The organism is Saccharopolyspora taberi, from assembly GCF_039534165.1.
GTDB lineage: Bacteria > Actinomycetota > Actinomycetes > Mycobacteriales > Pseudonocardiaceae > Saccharopolyspora_D > Saccharopolyspora_D taberi.
Genome location: NZ_BAAAUX010000013.1, coordinates 26,939 through 43,534 on the forward strand (window position 1 = coordinate 26,939; position 16,596 = coordinate 43,534).

17 protein-coding genes are annotated in these 16,596 nt (G+C 71.0%); 7 read left to right on the top strand and 10 right to left on the bottom strand.

Going from position 1 to position 16,596, the window contains the following annotated elements:
- Window positions 1-117 precede the first annotated feature (117 nt).
- From ABD691_RS13490 to ABD691_RS13510, 5 genes are all read left to right on the top strand, one after another.
- Window positions 118-1,203: an ABC transporter ATP-binding protein gene (locus ABD691_RS13490; protein WP_344679976.1), complete on the top strand. Its 1,086-nt coding sequence runs from the start codon at window positions 118-120 to the stop codon at window positions 1,201-1,203.
- 187 nt (window positions 1,204-1,390) lie between these two features.
- A complete protein-coding gene (locus tag ABD691_RS13495) occupies window positions 1,391-2,596 on the top strand; it encodes a metal ABC transporter solute-binding protein, Zn/Mn family (RefSeq protein WP_344679977.1) in 1,206 nt (401 codons plus the stop codon).
- A 106-nt stretch (window positions 2,597-2,702) separates the two neighbouring features.
- Window positions 2,703-3,551, top strand: a complete 849-nt coding sequence (locus ABD691_RS13500) for a metal ABC transporter ATP-binding protein (protein WP_344679978.1) — start codon at window positions 2,703-2,705, stop codon at window positions 3,549-3,551.
- On the top strand, window positions 3,548-4,435 hold the full coding sequence (locus ABD691_RS13505) for a metal ABC transporter permease (RefSeq protein ID WP_425565074.1): 888 nt from the start codon (window positions 3,548-3,550) through the stop codon (window positions 4,433-4,435). The genes ABD691_RS13500 and ABD691_RS13505 overlap by 4 nt, the downstream gene beginning before the upstream one ends.
- A 12-nt stretch (window positions 4,436-4,447) precedes the next feature.
- On the top strand, window positions 4,448-5,602 hold the full coding sequence (locus tag ABD691_RS13510; protein WP_344679979.1) for an SGNH/GDSL hydrolase family protein: 1,155 nt from the start codon (window positions 4,448-4,450) through the stop codon (window positions 5,600-5,602).
- A 421-nt stretch (window positions 5,603-6,023) separates the two neighbouring features.
- On the opposite strand, the gene ABD691_RS13515 is transcribed toward ABD691_RS13510, so the two are convergent.
- The 3 genes from ABD691_RS13515 to ABD691_RS13525 all read right to left on the bottom strand — a co-directional run bounded on the left by ABD691_RS13515 (window position 6,024) and on the right by ABD691_RS13525 (window position 9,330).
- The gene (locus tag ABD691_RS13515; protein WP_344679980.1) at window positions 6,024-7,304 is read right to left on the bottom strand and encodes an alginate O-acetyltransferase AlgX-related protein; all 1,281 of its coding nucleotides are present in this window, start codon (window positions 7,302-7,304) and stop codon (window positions 6,024-6,026) included.
- A gap of 102 nt (window positions 7,305-7,406) precedes the next feature.
- Complete coding sequence (locus ABD691_RS13520; RefSeq protein WP_344679981.1) at window positions 7,407-7,742, bottom strand: hypothetical protein; 336 nt, start codon at window positions 7,740-7,742, stop codon at window positions 7,407-7,409.
- A 154-nt stretch (window positions 7,743-7,896) separates the two neighbouring features.
- Complete coding sequence (locus tag ABD691_RS13525; RefSeq protein WP_344679982.1) at window positions 7,897-9,330, bottom strand: MBOAT family O-acyltransferase; 1,434 nt, start codon at window positions 9,328-9,330, stop codon at window positions 7,897-7,899.
- Window positions 9,331-9,470: 140 nt separating this feature from the next.
- Between ABD691_RS13525 and ABD691_RS13530 the strand changes: the two genes are divergently transcribed.
- The gene (locus ABD691_RS13530) at window positions 9,471-10,298 is read left to right on the top strand and encodes an LURP-one-related family protein (RefSeq protein WP_344679983.1); all 828 of its coding nucleotides are present in this window, start codon (window positions 9,471-9,473) and stop codon (window positions 10,296-10,298) included.
- 3 nt (window positions 10,299-10,301) lie between these two features.
- Here ABD691_RS13530 and rlmB read toward each other — a convergent pair whose 3' ends face one another.
- From rlmB to ABD691_RS13565, 7 genes are all read right to left on the bottom strand, one after another.
- A complete protein-coding gene (gene rlmB / locus ABD691_RS13535; RefSeq protein WP_344679984.1) occupies window positions 10,302-11,261 on the bottom strand; it encodes a 23S rRNA (guanosine(2251)-2'-O)-methyltransferase RlmB in 960 nt (319 codons plus the stop codon).
- Window positions 11,262-11,361: 100 nt separating this feature from the next.
- Entirely contained in the window at window positions 11,362-12,756 is a 1,395-nt protein-coding gene (gene cysS, locus ABD691_RS13540) for a cysteine--tRNA ligase (protein ID WP_344679985.1), read from the bottom strand.
- 109 nt (window positions 12,757-12,865) lie between these two features.
- Window positions 12,866-13,549, bottom strand: a complete 684-nt coding sequence (locus ABD691_RS13545; protein WP_344679986.1) for an HAD family hydrolase — start codon at window positions 13,547-13,549, stop codon at window positions 12,866-12,868.
- 58 nt (window positions 13,550-13,607) lie between these two features.
- Window positions 13,608-13,808 (bottom strand): hypothetical protein, encoded by a 201-nt coding sequence (locus tag ABD691_RS13550; RefSeq protein ID WP_344679987.1) that lies wholly within the window; start codon window positions 13,806-13,808, stop codon window positions 13,608-13,610.
- An 85-nt stretch (window positions 13,809-13,893) separates the two neighbouring features.
- A complete protein-coding gene (ispF, locus tag ABD691_RS13555) occupies window positions 13,894-14,370 on the bottom strand; it encodes a 2-C-methyl-D-erythritol 2,4-cyclodiphosphate synthase (RefSeq protein ID WP_344679988.1) in 477 nt (158 codons plus the stop codon).
- Window positions 14,367-15,041, bottom strand: coding sequence for a 2-C-methyl-D-erythritol 4-phosphate cytidylyltransferase (ispD, locus tag ABD691_RS13560; protein ID WP_344679990.1), 675 nt, complete (start codon window positions 15,039-15,041; stop codon window positions 14,367-14,369). Before ispD ends, ispF begins: the two co-directional genes overlap by 4 nt.
- Before the next feature lie 20 nt (window positions 15,042-15,061).
- Window positions 15,062-15,550: a CarD family transcriptional regulator gene (locus tag ABD691_RS13565; protein ID WP_344679991.1), complete on the bottom strand. Its 489-nt coding sequence runs from the start codon at window positions 15,548-15,550 to the stop codon at window positions 15,062-15,064.
- 276 nt (window positions 15,551-15,826) lie between these two features.
- Here ABD691_RS13565 and ABD691_RS13570 point away from each other — a divergent pair, with 276 nt between their 5' ends.
- Window positions 15,827-16,468 carry a copper chaperone PCu(A)C domain-containing protein gene (locus ABD691_RS13570; protein WP_344679992.1) on the top strand — a complete coding sequence of 214 codons (642 nt, stop codon included), beginning with the start codon at window positions 15,827-15,829 and terminating at the stop codon, window positions 16,466-16,468.
- The last annotated feature ends 128 nt before the right edge of the window (window positions 16,469-16,596 follow it).

The window sequence follows — 16,596 nt, forward strand, 5'->3', positions numbered from 1 at the left end:
CCCGGACACGCAGCGAAACCGTTCCGTCACGGAACGAAAATGTGGGCGAGCGGGGGCTGACCTTTACCGATTCTGTGGCTACTGTGACCAAACCCGCGTGTGAAAGGTGCGTCACAGATGGCTGAGGTTGCATACGTCAACGCTTCTCGCGTGTATCCCGGTAACCCACCGGTCAAAGCGGTCGACGAGCTCGGCCTCGACATCGCCGACGGGGAGTTCCTCGTCCTGGTCGGACCGTCCGGCTCCGGCAAGTCCACCGCGCTGCGGATGCTCGCCGGTCTGGAGGACGTCGACGAGGGCGCGATCACCATCGGCGGCAGCGACGTCACCCACACGCCGCCGAAGTCCCGCGACATCGCGATGGTCTTCCAGTCCTACGCGCTCTACCCGCACATGACGGTGGCCGAGAACATGGGCTTCGCGCTGAAGCTGCGCAAGACGCCCAAGCAGGTCATCCGGGACAAGGTCACCGAGGCGGCCAAGCTGCTCGACCTGGAGAAGTACCTGGACCGCAAGCCGAAGGCGCTCTCCGGCGGCCAGCGCCAGCGGGTGGCGATGGGCCGGGCGATCGTCCGCGAGCCCAGCGTGTTCCTGATGGACGAGCCGCTGTCCAACCTGGACGCCAAGCTGCGGGTGGAGACCCGCGCCAACATCGCGGCGCTGCAGAAGCGGCTGGGCACCACGACCATCTACGTCACCCACGACCAGGTCGAGGCGATGACGATGGGCCACCGCGTCGCGGTGCTCAAGGACGGCCTGCTCCAGCAGGTCGCCTCGCCGCGCGAGCTGTACGAGAACCCGGCCAACTCCTTCGTCGCCGGCTTCATCGGCTCCCCCGCCATGAACCTCAAGACGGTGCCGCTGACCAGCGAGGGAGCCGTCCTGGACGGGCAGACCGTCCCGGTTCCGCGGGCGGCGACCGAGGGCCTGAAGGAGGTCACCTTCGGGGTCCGGCCGGAGGCGCTGACGCTGACCTCGGAGTCCGCCGAGGGCATGGACATGACCGTCGAGCTGGTCGAGGAGCTGGGCGCGGACGCGCTGGTCCACGGCGCCATCGAGATCGGCGGCAGCCAGGAGCGGTTCGTCGTCCGCACCGACGGCCGCACGCCGCCCGCGCTCGGCCAGCGGGTGAAGGTCGCGCTGCGCGACGCGGGCGAGGTGCACCTGTTCCACCCGGAGACGGGCGCCCGGCTGGCCGCCTGATCCCGCGCGGGACGACGCCCCCGCCGACCCCTGGAACTCAAGCGGTCGGCGGGGGCGTCTTTTCGCGCACAAATCACCCGGTCGGTGGAATCGCGGCTCGTCCTCCGCGTAGAGTGCACATGACAACGGTTTCCGTTTACGTTTCTTCGGCGAAATGTGACACCGGCGCACCTTGGAGGAGCCCCCGATGACGGTCAGTAGTCGACGCTTCCGCACCACAACCGCGCTGGCCGGTCTGACCGCCGCCGCGCTGGCGATGACCGCCTGCGGTTCGGGCGCCCAGGGCGGCTCCGGCGACAAGCTCAAGGTGGTCGCGTCCACCAACGTGTGGGCCAGCGTCGCGCAGGCGGTCGGCGGGGACCGGATCGAGGTCGAGGCGCTGATCAGCGATCCCGCGACCGACCCGCACTCCTACGAGAGCACTCCGAGGGATGCCGCCAAGGTCACCGACGCGGACCTGGTGGTGCTCAACGGCGGCGGCTACGACGAATTCGTGGAGCAGATCCTCGCGGGGAAGCCGAAGCCGGTGGTCGAGGCTTTCGCGGGTGAGCACGGCGAACCGGCTCACCCTGCCGAACCGGCTCACCCTGCCGAACCGGCTCCGCCGGCCGAGCCCGCTCCCGGCGACGGGCACGGGCACCCGGCGCCTGCCCCGGCGGACGAGCACGGGCACCCGGCGCCCCCACCGGCCGACGGGCACGGGCCCCCGGCGCCCGCTCCGGCTGACGGGCACGCTCCGGCGGACGAGCACGGCCACTCTGAACCGGCCCAACCCGCACCTGCCGACGAGCACGGGCACGCCGAGCCCGCCCCCGCCGAACCGGCCCCGGCCGAAGGACACGGCCACGAAGGCCACGACCACTCGGTGAACGAGCACGTCTGGTACGACCTGCACCTGGTCCACGAGACCGCCGAACGCATCGCCGACGAGCTGGGCAAGCTCCAGCCAGCCGACGCCCAGGCGTTCAAGGACTCGGCGGCCCGGTTCAGCGACGAGGTCGGCGGCCTGGAGGCCAGGACCCAGCAGCTCGCCGCCGCCCAGCAGGGCAAGAAGGTGATCGTGACCGAGCCCGTCGCGCACTACCTGGTCGAAGCCGCCAAACTGGACGACGTCACCCCGCCGGAGTTCGTCAAGGCGATCGAGTCCGAGAGCGACCCGTCGGCGGCGGCGGTGGCCGAGATCCAGAACGCGGTCAACAGCAAGCAGGCCGCCGCGGTGATCTACAACCCGCAGACCGAATCCCCGGTCACCGAGTCCGTCCGCCGGGCCGCGGAGCAGAATCAGACCCCGGTCGTGGAGATGACCGAGCTGCTGCCCGAGGGCAGGACCTACGTGCAGTGGATGGGCGACCAGATCACGGCGCTGGAAACCGCCCTCAACCGAAACCCCTGAGGACCATGTCTTCGAACTCGACCTACGCAGGTGGTCACTTGGCGGTGCCTGTTGCTGGTGTGGGCTAAGCGGTTGCGCCGCTTCGAAGAACTAGGCGGGTACTGATATGACTGCGAAATCCGAGACGGAACCCGAGGCGGCCCGCGTCGCGGTGCCCGCCCCGGCGGTCCGCCTGCGCGGCGCCGAGCTCAGCTACGGCCCGCGCGTCCTGTGGGACGGCCTGGACCTCGACGTCGAGCCGGGCGAGTTCCTGGCCGTGCTCGGCCCGAACGGGTCGGGCAAGACGAGCCTGCTGCGGGTTCTGCTCGGACTCCAGCCGCTGAGCGCCGGCACCGTGCGGATCGCGGGCGCGCCCGCGCAACGCGGCAGCAACAAGATCGGCTACGTCCCGCAGCAGCGGTCCGTCGACGCGACGCTCACGCTGCGCGGCAGCGACCTGGTCGGCCTCGGGCTCGACGGCCACCACTGGGGCCTCGGCCTCCGGCGGCGCCGCGAGCGCAGGCGGCGGGTCGACGAGGTGCTGCGCGCGGTCGAGGCCACCGCGTACGCGAAGCGACCGCTGGGCCTGCTCTCCGGCGGTGAGCAGCAGCGGCTGCGGGTCGCGCAGGCGCTGGTCGGCAACCCGGCGGTGCTGCTCTGCGACGAGCCGCTGCTGTCGCTGGACGTCGCCCACCAGCGCAGGGTCAGCAACCTGATCGCGCAGCAGGCGCGGGAGTCCGGCGCGGCCGTGCTGTTCGTCACCCACGAGCTGAACCCGGTGCTGCCGCTGGTCGACCGGGTGCTGTACCTGGTCGACGGCAGGTTCCGGATCGGCACCCCGGACGAGGTCATGAACTCGGCGACGCTCTCCGAGCTCTACGGCACCGACATCGAGGTCGCCCGCGTCGGCGGCAGGCTGGTGGTCAGCGGTACCGACGAGGAGCGCTGCCACGTGCACGAGGTGGAGCAGGCGTGAACGCACTGATCGACGCGCTGGGCAGGCTGCTGGACTTCGGGGTCACCGCAGACCTGCTCGGCTACCCGTTCGTCCAGCAGGCGCTGCTGGCCGCCGCCGCGCTCGGCCTGGTCTCGGGCGCGCTCGCCCCGCTGGTGGTCGCGCGCAAGATGTCGTTCGCCGTGCACGGCACCGCCGAGCTGGCCTTCACCGGTGCCGCCGCCGCGCTGCTGCTCGGCTTCGGCGTCGGGCTCGGGGCGCTTGCGGGCGCGGTGGTCGCCGCGCTGCTGCTGGGCCTGCTGGGACAGCGCGGCACCGAACGCGACTCGGTGATCGGCGCGATCCTGTCGTTCGGCCTCGGCGTGGGCGTGCTGCTGCTGTGGATGAACCCGGAGCGCACGGCGAACAAGTTCTCCCTGCTGGTGGGCCAGATCGTCGGGGTCGACTCCTCCGACGTCATGCTGCTGACGGTCTGCGCCGCCGCGGTGCTGGTGGTGCTCGCGTTCGTGTACCGGCCACTGCTGTTCGCCAGCGTCGACCCGGACGTGGCCGCCGCGCGCGGTGTTCCGGCGCGGGTGCTGACGCCGCTGTTCGCGGTGCTGGTCGGCGTCGCCACGGCGCTCGGCGTCTACACGGTCGGCGCGCTGCTGGTGCTGGCGCTGATGGTGACCCCGGGGGCCGCGGCGGCGCGGGTGACCGCGAGCCCGGTCAAGGCGACGCTGCTCGCGGTGGTGTTCGCCGAGGTCGCGGTGCTCGGCGGGATCGTGCTGTCGCTCGCGCCCGGCGCGCCGGTCAGCGCGTTCGTCACGATCATCTCGTTCGTCATCTACCTGGTCTGCCGGGCCGTGGGTCGCCGTACCCGGGAGTCCGCCCAGAAACCGAGTGCGGTTCAGGTCGCTCGCTGACAGGGTGAGGCCGTGAACGAACAGCAGATCACGGCGGACCTCCTGCGCGGCGCGCTCGACCTGGAGCGCACCGAACACGGCCTGCTGCCGCACCGACTGCCCGCGCGCGCCCGCGCGCAGTGCGCCGACGGACAGCTGGTGAACGCGGAGGCGCAGCCCTCCGGCGTGCGGCTGGTCCTGCGCACCCGGGCCACGACCGTCGAGCTGGACACGCTCCGCACGAAGCTGGACTACCGGGGCGCGCCTGCCCGCCCGGACGGCGTGTACGACCTGCTCGTGGACGGCCGGCTGAGCGGCCAGGCCGGGACTTCCGGCGGCAACGTCGTCACCGTCGACCTGGCCACGGGCGAGACCGGGACCGAGCCCGGCCCGGTCGGCACGGTCCGGTTCTCCGGTCTGCCGGACCGGGTCAAGGACGTCGAGATCTGGTTGCCGCACAACGAGATCACCGAACTCGTCGCGCTGCGGACGGACGCCCCGGTCTCGCCGGTGGCCACGAGCCGTCGCGTGTGGCTGCACCACGGGAGCTCGATCAGCCACGGCTCCAACGCCGCCAGCCCGAGCACGACGTGGCCCGCGCTGGCCGCTTCGCTCGGCGGCGTGGAGCTGATCAACCTCGGGATGAGCGGCAGCGCCCTGCTCGACCCGTTCACCGCGCGCGCCATGCGCGACACACCCGCGGACCTGATCAGCGTCAAGATCGGGATCAACGTCGTCAACGCCGACCTGATGCGGCTGCGCGCCTTCGGGCCCGCCGTGCACGGGTTCCTCGACACCATCCGCGAGGGGCATCCGACCGCTCCGCTGCTGGTCGTGTCGCCGATCCTGTGCCCCATCCACGAGGACACACCCGGTCCCGGCGCTTTCGACGTCGAGGCGCTTCGGCGCGGCGAGGTGCTGTTCCGGGCGACCGGGGATCCCGCGGATCGGGCCGCCGGGAAGCTGACGCTGAGCGTCATCCGGGACGAGCTCGCTCGGATCGTCAAGCAGCGCTGCGGGGAGGATCCGGCGTTGTTCTATCTCGACGGGCGGGAGCTTTATGGGGAGGGGGATTTTCAGGAGTTGCCGTTGCCTGACGCTTTGCATCCTGATGCGGGTACGCATCGGGTTATCGGGGAGCGGTTCGGGGGGCTGGTTTTCGGTCGGGGTGGGGTTTTTGGGGGTTGAGGTTCCGTTGCGTGGGTGGTTCCGGGGCGCTCGCCGCCCCCGGACCCCCGGCAGGTCTCCGGGACCGAAGCGGCTTTGCCGGTTCGGGTTCCGTTGCGTTCGTGGTTCTGGGGCGCTCGCCGCCCCCAGACCCCCGGCAGGTCTCCGGGATGAGATGGGGCTGTCCGCTGCGGTTCGGTTGGGGTGGTTCTCATCCCGTCGACCTCCACGGAGGGCTATCAGACCGCGTCAAGGGGGCCTTATTGCTTGGCCGCTGCGGTTTTGCTTGTCGGTGCCCCCTTGACACGGCCTGATCGGGCTGGCGCCAGGTCGACGGGATGAGAACCAAACCCCGCCCTTGTAGGTGGAGGCTTTGTCTCCGCCCTTGTGGGTGGGGACAAGGCCAGCCCCTCTCTCTTTGCTTGGGCTGGGCGAAATTGCCCTAGCGCACCGGGTGCTGGGCCAGCACTGCGCCGACCTGGTCGGCCACAGCCGGGTCCAGCATCGCGTATCGGCCGCCGGCCACGAACCGCTCCGACAGTTCCAGGGTCACGATCTCGCCTTCGGCGAGCATCGCGCCCATGGCCTGCGGGTTCTCCGCCACCGTCTCCGGGTGGGCGATGGTCAGGTCGGTGAACGACGCCGCCAGATAGGGGCTGGCGAACTGGGTGAACGAGTCCGCGATCATCCGGGTCGGGCGGTCGACCATTCCCGGCTTCGGTGGGGATTCCAGGTGCAGCGGGGTGTGGAAGTCGCTCGGTTTGAACTGGGTGTTGTCGGCTCCGCCGTCCGGGGCCAGGGAGTACGCCTGGATCGGTACCTTTCGGTCCTGGCCGAGCAGGTCCGGGATGTCCGCGCTGTGCTCGTACTGGCGGCTCGGCGCCACCTTCCAGTTCGCCGTGCTGCCCGGCGCCAGCCGTTCCGCGAGCGTGTAGGCCATCGTCACGCCGCCCTCGTGCGTCCAGTGCGTGTCGATGTCGTGGTAGATCGGGCGTTTGTTGCGCTCGGCGATCTGGCGGAGCCTGCTGCGCATGTCGATGGCCCCGGTCGCGCCCGGGACCCGCTGCCAGAACCGCTCGCGCTCCCGCGTCGCGCAGTCCTCGCCCGCGTACGCATCCGGCATGTTCTCCGGGTACACAGTGGACTTGTCCGGCGCGATGACCAGCTGGAACCTGCGGCCGGACGCCTCGACCACCGAGCGCCACCGCTGCAACCCGGCGATGACCTGCTCCGGCCGCATCCTCGGCACGCACCGGTACGACACGTCGTGCCCCAGGTAGAGCCACCCGTTCTTGCCCTCGATGACGTTGGGGAAGACGTTCTCGTCCAGCGGCGGCTTCGCGTCGACCTGGCCGGTCCCGATCGGTGCGGTGTGCGAGCTGCCCTCCAGCCTGGCGGGTTCGCCGAACACCCCGCGGCTGAGCGCGTCGACCGACTGCACCGCGTCGCGGCGGAACGGCAGGTTCTCCGTGGCCCAGGCGTTCAGGCCGGTGAACATTCCCCAGCCGTCGGTGATGCTCGGGAACTCCGCCAGCGGCCGGTTCTCCAGCGGCTCGGCGCGGGCCCCGAAGGTCCAGGTGAGCACCGGTGCGGCGAAGAACAGCAACGCGCAGACCAGTGCGGTGAGCTGGCGGCGGCCGTGCCGGGGCCGGTGCAACGGGTGCTCGCGCGGCAACCACGCCTCGTGGACCGCTGGCAGCTCCGTCGGATGTTGTCCCGGCACGGGTTTCACGTTAGCCGGACCGGGTTGCCGCGGGAGGCGGAACCCGGCCGAAACGCGCATCGCCCCGGCCCGCGCGGGCCGGGGCGATGCAGGTGCTGGGCCTCAGGAGTCGCCGATCGGCTCTCCCTCACCACTCGGACGCGTCGTCGGCTGCGAGTCCGACTGGCTCTGCTGCGAGTCGTCCGACGACGTGCTCTCGCCCGAGCCGTCCTCGACGCTCGATGACGCCTTGCCGGGCTGGCTGCTGCCCTGCTGCCCGTCGCTCTGGCCCTCGCCCTGGCCCTCGCCCTGGCCTTCGCTCTGGCCCTCGCTCTGCGTCTTCGAGGAGTCGGACAGTCCCGGAATCGGCGGGGTGTCGGCGAAGGCGGTGCCTCCGGCCAACCCGATCCCAAGGGCGATGCTGGCTGCCACGGCCAGTCGAACTGCGGTTCGCGACACGGTTTCCTCCTGATCAAATGGGGTGGAGCACTTGCACTTCGACCCTCGGACGCCCCGGCACCGACCGCATCCGAGACACGGCGATCTCCGCCGAACGAGATCACCCGATACCTCGAAGGTGCGTCGATCCGACCCGTTTCAGCGCTCGGAACGCTCAGAACTGGTAGTACAGGAAAGGGCTGAAAGACCCGGTGGCGACGAGAAGTCCCGAATAAGCCAGCCCGGCGGTCAGGACGCCGATCCGCAGGGCGTTCGCCGGGCGGGAGCGCACCGACTCCAGGAACGGGCCGGTGCCGGAGTTCGCCGGGAGGAACACCACGACCAGGGCCAGCAGCAGGAAGACCAGGCGCTGGTTGGTCACCGAGGCGGCGACGATGTCGGTGAGCCCGGACAGGTCCGGCACCAGCATGTGGCCCAGCATCGTGAACGCGGTGCCGAGGTCGGCCGCGCGGAAGAAGACCCAGCCGATCACCACCAGCACCAGCGTCAGCGCGCGCCTTCCGATCCACGCCGCGCGCGCGGCCGGGGCGCGGTCCAGACCGAAAGCGCGCTCGATCACCAGCAGCAGCCCGTGGAACAGGCCCCACACCAGGTAGGTCCACGCCGCGCCGTGCCAGAAACCGGTCAGCACGAAGATGATCGCCAGGTTGACGTAGGTGCGCGCCACGCCGCGGCGGTTGCCGCCGAGCGGGATGTAGACGTAGTCGCGGAACCACCGCGACAGCGACATGTGCCAGCGCCGCCAGAACTCCGTCACCGTCACCGCCGAGTACGGGCGGGCGAAGTTCTCCGGCAGCCGGAAGCCCAGCATCCGGCCCAGGCCGATGGCCATGTCCGAGTAGCCGGAGAAGTCGAAGTACAGCTGCATCGCGTAGCCGATCGCCCCGAGCCAGGCGATCGCGAACGTCATGTCCTCGGCCGGGGTCGCGAACGCGGTGTCGACCATCGGCGACAGCGTGTCGGCGATGACGACCTTCTTCGTCAGCCCCCAGGCGAACCGCGGGAACCCGGCGGCGATGTCGTCGAGCCGGTGCGTGCGCTCCTGCGGCAGCTGGTCGGCGATCTCCCGGTACCGCACGATCGGACCGGCCACCAGCTGCGGGAACATCGCGATGTAGGTGACGAACGAGACCGGGTCGCGCAGCGCGGGGCGTTCACCTCGGTAGATGTCCACCACGTAGGAGATGTGGTGGAAGGTGTAGAACGAGATCCCGATCGGCAGCGCGAGGTGCAGCACCGGGAAGTCCCCGCCGAACCAGCTCGACAGCACCGCCAGCTGCTCGGTGGCGAAGCCCGCGTACTTCCACACCGCCAGGATCAGCAGGTTGAACGACACCGCGCCGATCAGCACCAGCCTGCGCCGGTCGCGGTTCCGGCCCCACTCGTCGGGTTCGAGGTACCGCCCGGCCACGAAGTTCACCACGACGCAGGCCAGCAGCAGCAACGTCGTGCCGCCCGCCCCGCTGGCGTAGAAGACCAGGCTGGCCACCGCGATCACCGCGTTGCGCCCGCTGCGGGGTGCGATCAGCACGGCCGCGAGCACGACCGGCAGGAAGTACCACAGGAACAGCGGGCTTGCGAAGGACATGGTGGGCCTCGGGGTTCGGGAGGCCCCGGCCTCCCTCCTTGCACTGCGGATGACTCTATCCGAGCCGGATTCACGATCAGTGCGGAATGCTGCGGCCAAACCTCGGACAGCCGCCCGGTCGATCGCTTAGCCTGACCGCCATGAACGCCCCGCCCCCGCCCGGCTGGTATCCCGACCAGGCAGATCCGCGGTACGTGCGCTGGTGGGACGGCAGGCAGTGGACGCAGCAGGTGCAGCCCGCCCGGCCGCCGCAGCAGCGCCCCGCGCCGCCGCAGAACGACGCGTCCGCGATCGAGCTGGCCCTCGGTGGCACCGGCGACGCCGCCTCGGTGCGGGACCAGGTGCAGCGGCACGCGGGCGGCCCCGCCGGAGGCGGCGGCGGGACGCTGTTCAGCGAGCCGGTCCTGGTGATCAACCAGCAGGCCAAGCTGGTCGAGATCTCCAACGAGTTCGGCATCTTCGACCAGCACGGCAGGCAGCTGGGCAGCTGCGTCCAGTACGGGCAGAACGCCGCGCAGAAGGCGTTCCGGTTCCTCAGCAAGGCCGACAGCCTGCTGACGGTCAAGCTCCAGATCAAGGACGCGCACGGCAACCCGGTGCTGCTGCTGCACCGGCCCGCCGCGACGATGTTCAAGCCCGCGATCCACGTCCAGCGCCCGGACGGCGCCGAGATCGGCACCATCAAGCTGGCCAACTTCTGGGGCAAGGCCCGGCTGAACTTCGAGGTCGGCGGCCAGGTCTGCGGCGCGATGATCGCCGAGAACCTGCGCGGCTGGGACCTGCGCCTGGTCGACCACCAGGAGCAGCAGATCGGCCAGATCTCCAAGAGCTGGGAGGGTCTGGCCAAGGCCGTGTTCACCACGGCCGACAACTACGTCCTGCAGATCTTCCGCCCGCTCCAGGATCCGCTGCTGTCGATGGTCATCGCCTCGGCCATGGCCTTCGACACCGCTTTCAAGCAGCGGTAGGTGTCAGCGCTGCCGTCGCCTGCGGGCTACTTCTGACAGCACTACGCCCGCGGCGACCGAAGCGTTGAGGGACTCGACGCTGCCCGCCATCGGGATCGACACCGTCTGGTCGCAGGTCTCGCGGACCAGCCGCGACAGACCGCGCCCCTCCGAGCCGACCACCACGACCAGCGGCCCGGTCGCCAGGTCCAGCTCGTCGGAGGTGATGTCGGAGTCCGCGTCCAGCCCGACGACCATCAGGCCCTCGGCCTTGAGGTCCTTGAGCGTGCGGGTCAGGTTGACCACGCGCGCCACCGGCAGCTGCGCCGCCGTGCCCGCGCTGGTGCGCCAGGCGACCGCGGTCAGCCCCGCGCTGCGGCGCTGCGGCACGATCACGCCGTGCGCGCCGAAGGCCGCCGCGGAGCGGATCACCGCGCCGAGGTTGCGCGGGTCGGTGACCCCGTCCAGCGCGACGATCAGCGGCGGCATCCCGGAGTCGTGGGCCGCGGTCAGCACGTCGTCTGGGTGCGCGTACTCGTAGGCGGGCACCTGGAGCGCGAGGCCCTGGTGCAGCGCCCCGCCGGTCATCCGGTCCAGCTCGCTGCGCTGCACCTCGATCACCGAGATGCCCCGCATGCCCGCGTCCCGGACCGCTTCGGTGACCCGGTCGTCGGCGTCGATGCCCTGCGCGACGTACAGGCCGGTCGCGGGCACGCCCGCGCGGACGCACTCGGCGACCGGGTTGCGCCCGGCGATCAGCTCCGGCCCCTCGGCCTTCTTGTCCCGCTGCCGCTGGCGCTGCTGCTCGGCCTTGGCCTTGGCGTCGGCGCGCCGCTTCGCCGGGTGGCTCACCCGGTCCTTGGCCTTCGGCGTCGGCCCCTTGCCTTCCAGGCCGCGGCGCCGCTGGCCGCCGGAGCCGACCACCATGCCCTTCTTGGTGCCCGGCTTGCGCATCGCGCCACGGCGCCGGTCGTTGCCTGCCACTGAGAGCTCCTTTCACCTGAGCGAAGCCCATCGCGCGTGGGTGGTCACCGGCGAACCGGTGACCACCCGAGCAACGTCATCGCACTGCGGTTCCCCGCGCTTACTCGTCCTTCAATGTCCACATCGGACCGTCGGGGGTGTCCTCGACGGCGATGCCGCACGCCTGCAACCGGTCGCGGACCGCGTCGGCGGTGGCGAAGTCGCGCTCCGCGCGGGCCTGCTTGCGCTGCTCCAGCAGGCCCTCCACCAGCCCGGCCAGCGCGTGCCGCGCGGCGTCGTCGGCACCGCGGGCCTCGCCCCAGGTCTCCGACAGCGGGTCCAGCCCGAGCACACCGGTCATCGTCCGGACCGACGCCGCGGCCCGGTTGGCCGCCTCGTCGTCACCCGCGTCCAGGGCCGCGTTGCCCTCGCGGATCACGTTGTGCACGGCCGCGATCGCCTGCGGCGTCGACAGGTCGTCGTCCATCGCCGCGGTGAACTCCGCGCACACCGGGCCGTGCCCGACCGCACCGGTGCGCTGGGCGATCCGGCGCACGAACGAGTCGATCCGCCGGTAGGCGGTGATCGCCTCGGCCAGCGCGGGCTCGGAGTACTCGATCGTGGACCGGTAGTGCGGCGCGACCAGGTAGTAGCGCAGCTCCGGCGCGGCGGCCCGGTCCAGCACCGCCGGGATCGAGACCGTGTTGCCCAGCGACTTCGACATCTTCTCGCCCGCCATGGTCACCCAGGCGTTGTGCATCCAGTACCTGGCGAACCCGTCGCCCGCGGCGTTGGACTGGGCGAGTTCGTTCTCGTGGTGCGGGAAGACCAGGTCCAGTCCCCCGCCGTGGATGTCGAACTCGCCGCCCAGGTAGTAGGTCGCCATGGCCGAGCACTCCAGGTGCCAGCCGGGGCGGCCGTCGCCCCACGGCGTCGGCCAGCTCGGCTCGCCGGGCTTGGCCGACTTCCACAGCGTGAAGTCGCGCGGATCGCGCTTGCCGCCCGCCAGCGACTCGCCCTGCTGGACCTCGTCGAGCCGCTGCCCGGAGAGCTTGCCGTAGTGGTCGAGGTACGACGGGACCGAGAAGTAGACGTCCCCGCCCGCGGCGTAGGCGTGCCCCTTGTCGATCAGCCGCTGCATCAGCTCGACCATCTGCGTGATGTGCCCGGTTGCCCGGGGCAGCGCCGAAGGCGGAAGGCAGCCGAGGCGGTCGAAGGCGTCCTCGAACGCGCGCTCGTGCTTGGTGGCCCACTCCCACCACGGCCTGCCGTTCTCGGCGGCCTTGGTCAGGATCTTGTCGTCGATGTCGGTGACGTTGCGCACGAGCCGGACGTCGTAGCCGTTGTGGACGAGCCAGCGGCGGAGCACGTCGAAGTTCAGCCCGCCGCGGACGTGCCCGATGTGCGGCACGCCCTGCACCGTCGCACCACACACGTAGATCGACGCCACTCCGGCCGTGCGCGGGTGGAATTCGCGCATCGTGCGGGTCGCTGTGTCATGGAGGTGCAGGCTCACGCCCCCGATGGTACGGGGACGCCCCAACCCCCAACCACGACAGGGGCGGGTGAGTCAAGACCGCTGAGCTTTAAGGACCGCACAGCCCCGCCGAGTGCGGGAGCGGCGGCTACGACCGGTGCGCCGCGACGGCCGACAGCAGCGCGTCCGGCCGCTGCGCGGTCGGGGCGGGATCGACGATCGCGACCCGGCAACCGACCTCGGCGGCCCCGCCGTCGGCCTCCTCGCTGTCCCCGACCATCAGCGCCTCCGCCGGGTCGACGCCGACCCGCTCGGCGGCCCGCAGGAACAGCTTCGGATCGGGTTTGATCACGCCCTCCAGGTAGGACAGCAGGAACTCGTCGACCAGGTCGCGCACCCCGAGCCGCTCGAAAGCCGGGCGGATGTCGAAGGCGATGTTGCTGATCACGGCGATCTTGACGCCCGCGCCGCGCAGCTCGCGCAGCACCTCGGCGGTGTCCGGGTACGGGGTCCAGCAGCCCGGGTCGATCAGCCTGCCGTACAGCGACTCGGCCTGCTCCGGGACCGCGACCCCGCTCTGCCGCAGGACCTCCAGGTACACCTTCCGGTGCAGCTCGGGTTCGAGGTCCCGGTTCTCCCAGGCGTGCTGGTACTCCGCGGTGAGCTCGGCGACCTGGCCGACCGGCGCGGTCATCCGCCGCATCAGCTCGGCCTGCGCCTCCAGGTCGAACGGAACCCCGTCCTGGTCGGTGATCCCGGTGAGCCAGGACTCGTCCTGCTCCAGCCGGAACAGCGTGCCCGAGAAGTCGAAGAACACCGCGCGCAAGGTCACGTCCGCAACCGTAGGCGGCCGGCCCCCGGACCGGCAGGCTCCTGAGGCGGAGAACACCTCAGCAGCGCCGCGTCTCCTGCCTGCGCATCGGGGCGACGATGCTCACCACGCAACCCAGTGCGCTCGCCCAGAGCAGGACCACCGCCGCCGCCAGGCCGATGTTGGTCCCGCCCGACCACAGGAGCCAACTGCACGGCCACACCACCGCCGGCTGCCCCACGAGCAGTCGACGCACCCACCGATACCGCTCGATCACCATGTGTCGAGCATGGCGCGCGGAAGGGGTGCGCGCCTAGGGCCGCACCCCTGAGCTTTCCCTGACTTCGCCCCTTGGTACCAGCGCGTTAACTCTCGATGGGGAACACCAGGGCGGTCGCGACCGCGGCGATGCCCTCACCGCGACCGGTCAGCCCGAGCCCGTCGCTCGTCGTCCCGGACACCGACACCGGCGCGCCGACCACCTCCGAGAGCACCCGCTGCGCCTCCTCCCGGCGCTTGCCGATCCGCGGGTGGTTGCCCACCACCTGGACGGTCGCGTTGCCGATCCCGAACCCGGCCGCGGTGACCCTGGCCCGGACCTCGGCGAGCAGCTCGGCGCCGTGCGCGCCGGTCCAGCGCGGATCACCGGTGCCGAACACCGCTCCGAGATCGCCCAGCCCGGCCGCCGACAGCAGCGCGTCGCACAGCGCGTGCGAGGCGACGTCGCCGTCGGAGTGACCGGAGCAGCCGTCCTCGCCCGGCCACAGCAGCCCGGCGATCCAGCACTCGCGGCCGGCCTCCACCGGGTGCACGTCGACGCCCTGGCCGATCCTGGGGATCACGCGAGCACCGCCTCGGCCACGGCGAGGTCGAACGCCGTCGTGATCTTCAACGCGTGCGGGTGCCCGGGCACCGTGCTCACCTTCCCCCCGATGCGCTCGACCAGTCCGGCGTCGTCGGTCGCGGCGTCCCCCGCCGCCGCGTACGCCTCGCGGAGCACCTCGATCGCGAAGCCCTGGGGCGTCTGGACGCTGCGCAGCTGCGACCGGTCGACCGTCGCGGTCACCGCGCCGGAGGCGTCGACCTGCTTGACGGTGTCGGAAACGGGCAGGACCGGGATGACGGCCGGAGCGCCGTCCTCGATCGCGCGCACGACGTCGCGGATGACCGACACCGGGGTGAACGCGCGTGCGGCGTCGTGCACCAGCACGGCGTCCAGGTCGGGGGCGATCCGCTCCGCCTCGGCGAGCGCGATGCGGACGGAGTCGGTCCGTTCCGCTCCTCCGGGCACCACGTGCACGAAGGACCGCAACGGCGCCAGCTCCGCCTCGACGGTGCTCACCTCGTCGACGGGCGCCGCCACCACGACGTACTGCACGCGGCCGGAGTCCACCAGACCCCGGACCGCGCGCAACAACAACGACTCGCCGGCCACTTCGACCAGCGCTTTGGGCCTCCCGGCACCCAACCGCACCCCGCGGCCGGCCGCGGGAACGAGTGCGACGACGTTCACGCCAGGCAGGTCCGTCTTGCTCAGACCGCTGTGGCGAGGACTTCGTCCAGCAGGCTCTCCGCCTTGCCCTCGTCAGTCCCCTCGGCCAGCGCGAGCTCGCTGACCAGTATCTGACGAGCCTTCGCCAGCATGCGCTTCTCGCCTGCGGACAGGCCACGATCCTTTTCGCGTCGCCAGAGGTCGCGCACCACTTCGGCCACCTTGTTCACATCGCCGGAGGCGAGCTTCTCGAGGTTGGCCTTGTACCGCCGGGACCAGTTCGTTGGTTCCTCGGTGTGGGGGGCGCGCAGGACATCGAAGACCCGGTCGAGACCCTCCTGACCGACGACGTCCCGGACACCGACGATCTCGGCGTTGTCGGCGGGAACGCGGACGGTCAGATCGCCCTGCGCGACCTTGAGGACGAGGTACTGCTTCTCCTCGCCCTTGATCACACGAGTCTCGATTGCTTCGATGAGTGCGGCACCGTGATGCGGGTAGACGACGGTCTCTCCGACCTTGAAAACCATGTGTCCTCTGCCCCTTTCGCTATGCCCAGTTTAACACGGGCCACAACCCGCCCTCGACCGCCTCTCATCCGTAATCGCAGGTCAGACCGTGGACGGGGGTTGACAAACGACAACCGGCCGTGCAAGGCACACACTTTCGAGACCATCGAATGATCCATTGTGGACAAACCGGGAAGATCATCCGCGGCGGACCGCGGAGGGGCCACGGGCCGCCCGCGCACGCGGGGGATTAAGCTCCTTCCCGGTTGTCCGGCAATCAGGAAGGACGCTGCAACCGTGAGCCGCCCACAGCACCAGAAGGCCGTTCGCCTGCGGTTGGCCTCGGCCGCGCTCGGAATCGGCGCCGTCGTCGCACTCGCCGGCTGCAGTGCCGGTCAGGTGACCGAGACCGACACCCAGGTCGCCGCCGTCAACGGCGGTAGCGGGACGGTCCAGGACATCGCCATCCGCGATGCCGAGTTGACGTTCCCCTCGCACGGTTCGGCGTACCGCGCCGGTTCGTCGGCACCGCTGGAGCTGGTGCTGGCCAACGAGGGCGGCATCGACGACCGGCTCGTCCAGGTCAGCAGCACCTACGCCGCCTCCGTCGAGGTCAGGGGCGACACCGCCCTGCCCGCGGGGACCGCGCTGCACGCCACCGGTGAGAAGTCCGGCCAGCCGACGATCCAGCACGAGCCGTCGGGCAGCGCCCAGCCGACCGCCAGCGGCGAGCCCACCGCGCCGCCAGCCGCGCAGGGCGGCCCGTCCGAGCGCCGCGAGGTCCGGATCACCGTCAACGGCCTCACCCAGGACATCACGCCCGGCGTGACCATCCCGGTGACCTTCGTGTTCGAGAAGGCCGGACCGGTGACCGTGCAGGTGCCGATCGGTGCCGACCACAACCCGCGCCCCGAGGGGCACGGCGGCGGCGGGCACTGACCGCTCCAGACGTCGAAGGGCCGTTCGCCGTTGGCGAGCGGCCCTTCTTGGGTTTTGAGCGGCCGGGGCTGAAAGTGGCGGATCAGGATCCGCCCTTCGGTCGGATGGCGCTAGCGCGCCCCTTGAAG

What these genes read in the sequence shown, in the direction of transcription:
- ABD691_RS13490 (WP_344679976.1), top strand. Translation starts at nt 118, where the DNA reads ATGGCTGAGGTTGCATACGTCAACGCTTCTCGCGTGTATCCCGGTAAC.
- ABD691_RS13495 (WP_344679977.1), top strand. Translation starts at nt 1,391, where the DNA reads ATGACGGTCAGTAGTCGACGCTTCCGCACCACAACCGCGCTGGCCGGT.
- ABD691_RS13500 (WP_344679978.1), top strand. Translation starts at nt 2,703, where the DNA reads ATGACTGCGAAATCCGAGACGGAACCCGAGGCGGCCCGCGTCGCGGTG.
- ABD691_RS13525 (WP_344679982.1), bottom strand. Translation starts at nt 9,330, where the DNA reads ATGTCCTTCGCAAGCCCGCTGTTCCTGTGGTACTTCCTGCCGGTCGTG.
- ABD691_RS13530 (WP_344679983.1), top strand. Translation starts at nt 9,471, where the DNA reads ATGAACGCCCCGCCCCCGCCCGGCTGGTATCCCGACCAGGCAGATCCG.
- ABD691_RS13550 (WP_344679987.1), bottom strand. Translation starts at nt 13,808, where the DNA reads ATGGTGATCGAGCGGTATCGGTGGGTGCGTCGACTGCTCGTGGGGCAG.
- ABD691_RS13565 (WP_344679991.1), bottom strand. Translation starts at nt 15,550, where the DNA reads ATGGTTTTCAAGGTCGGAGAGACCGTCGTCTACCCGCATCACGGTGCC.